A 2,100-nucleotide genomic window follows, 5' to 3' on the forward strand; every position below is an offset into this window, starting at 1 on the left:
ACTTGGTATAGTCAGGGAAGATCCTAACTCACATCATCTAGAGGCTTTAGGGCGTGTAGTGGGGGTTTAATGGAACAAAACAACCAAACGAGTGATGTTGATATTAGTGCAATGTTTGGTGGTGAGAGTAAAGGTGTTCAGATTGACGAGAGTGCCCGCTTAGTATTTGGCAAGCAGGTGCTTCTTTGTCTCGCCGTTATTTGTGTAGGTGTTTTTGCTGGCTATGCGTACGCTCCTGAAAACAAAGCATTAGCCAGCATATTCGAACTCATCAAAATTGGAGCTTTGCCGCTTGTTACCTTAGTTATTTCTTTTTACTTCCCAAGCAACAACGGTGCATCAAAGTAAGTTGAGTGTGGTATATCCAGAAAAAAAGCTTAATAAAGTAGTTGTATAGTACACCGGCAAGCCCATAATGCACTATCATAGGGCGAGTAAATGCAGTACTCGCCTTTTCTATCGGTTTCACGAAAAACTCCGTCCTTCAGGGCGATGAGGAAGTCAATAAACTCGTTTCCGATATTGTTGTTCTTTGTTGAATACCATAGAAAGCCCACTTCCTAGTCAACCCAAGAGTGGGCTTTTTTGTTTCCGCTTACCTTGAGCCGCTATATCATCTACATATAGCCTCAATACGCAACACTAATTCCAAAACTACGCAGTTTTTCAAGATTGGCAGAAATGGTCTCTTGGCGCTACTTTCACTAAACCACTCCCTTTATCAGACTTAAGACAGTTATCGTATTTAGTATTACATAATACAGAAAATGATAGTATCTTACTCGAAAATCGTCGAAATAGCCGATAACAGAAGTTACCGGAAGTTTTTTCAGGGGTGATTTAGTAATCGAGAAGGGGTAGGAGCACTAAGGGCACAAGTAGTACATCAGTTGTCACTGATATACCGCTTGTGCCTTTTAAAGCATATTCAGAGAAATAAAAAAGCCCACAATAGTGGGCTTAAATAAATACTGTAATTAATAAGGTCAACGACAATTAAAGCTAATACCTTTACTCATCTAACTCTAAGCCACAAATGAAACTAGAAAAGTCTTTGGCTAAGAAAGCAGTTGTTTTCCACTTATTTTCATTTGTATTGAGTGCCCCTCCTACTCCAATAGAGTGATGTTGAAAATATATTTGACCATAACAACTTTGATCCAAAGATAATAAAATCAAATTGTCATCACCATCATCATTTATAGGAATGCACTTATCAGGCAGCCTTTCTGAGCAGTCTTCTATTTTTTGGATAATATCTAATCCTAAAAAAGTACCTGGATAAACACCTCCTCCCTCTGTAGGAAATTTTACCCATGACTCTAAGTCAGACTCACCATATTTTTGCAAAAAAAACTTATAGTCTTCTGGTAATTCACACCCAATTTCATTTTCAAGCTCATCTATATCTTGGGCACTTATACCTTCATCACCTAATTTTGTAATCCCGAAATTTTCAAGCACGTCAATGAAATTCATTTTATTCATCCCAAATAATTAATGGGTTAAATCTGTGTGTTGTACCTTATGGACAGCCTTAGGAATAAGCTCAATCAGGTTTCCCCCAGCATGGTGGGGAGTTAATCCTATTCCTCCATACCCATCGTCTGCATTTTTTAGCCACCTTCTTGCGGCTGCTAAATTTGGTTGACCATCCGGTTTGAAGAACTCTTTTTTAGTGGCTATTGCTGACATTATTTTTTTCATATCAGCGTTACTATCGACTTTTGTTCCAACTAACCCCTTCACCTCAAGTGTATCTTGAGCATATTTAGAAAATTCAACTCTTCCTTTATAAAAAACGATTGGGTTTGCCTTTCCGGTGGTTGAGTCTACACCAACAACACGAATTACTTCTGGTCGTTCATCAACCCAACTAGAGTTTCCTCTTGGTCCTGACCATTGTCCATGTTTTGCAGGGCCATTCCAATTCTTTGGGGGAGTCCAAGGCTCATTCCAACCAGGTCTGCTCTTACTGTCTGGGGAAGTATTGTGGCTTGTCTCCCCACACGTCCGCTTAGAGCCATTATGCACCAACGCCCCTTGCTGCCCCACAAAGTACGTGTGGTAGTCCTTGACTTCCAGGTTGTAGACGCTTTG

At 40.0% G+C, this 2,100-nt stretch carries 3 protein-coding genes; 1 reads left to right on the top strand and 2 read right to left on the bottom strand.

From position 1 onward, the window contains the following. Positions 1 to 69: 69 nt before the first annotated feature. Positions 70 to 348: a hypothetical protein gene (locus F607_RS0126475; protein ID WP_157365620.1), complete on the top strand. Its 279-nt coding sequence runs from the start codon at positions 70 to 72 to the stop codon at positions 346 to 348. A gap of 663 nt (positions 349 to 1,011) precedes the next feature. Here the strand turns inward: F607_RS0126475 and F607_RS0126480 are convergent. Further along, complete coding sequence (locus F607_RS0126480; RefSeq protein ID WP_027710400.1) at positions 1,012 to 1,479, bottom strand: SMI1/KNR4 family protein; 468 nt, start codon at positions 1,477 to 1,479, stop codon at positions 1,012 to 1,014. A gap of 18 nt (positions 1,480 to 1,497) precedes the next feature. Then, the coding region (locus F607_RS32120) for a hypothetical protein (protein WP_211233720.1) at positions 1,498 to 2,100 on the bottom strand (603 nt) is incomplete at its 5' end.

The sequence above is a fragment of the Zooshikella ganghwensis DSM 15267 genome (assembly GCF_000428585.1).
GTDB lineage: Bacteria > Pseudomonadota > Gammaproteobacteria > Pseudomonadales > Zooshikellaceae > Zooshikella > Zooshikella ganghwensis.

What these genes read in the sequence shown, in the direction of transcription:
- F607_RS0126480 (WP_027710400.1), bottom strand. Translation starts at nt 1,479, where the DNA reads ATGAATTTCATTGACGTGCTTGAAAATTTCGGGATTACAAAATTAGGT.
- F607_RS0126475 (WP_157365620.1), top strand. Translation starts at nt 70, where the DNA reads ATGGAACAAAACAACCAAACGAGTGATGTTGATATTAGTGCAATGTTT.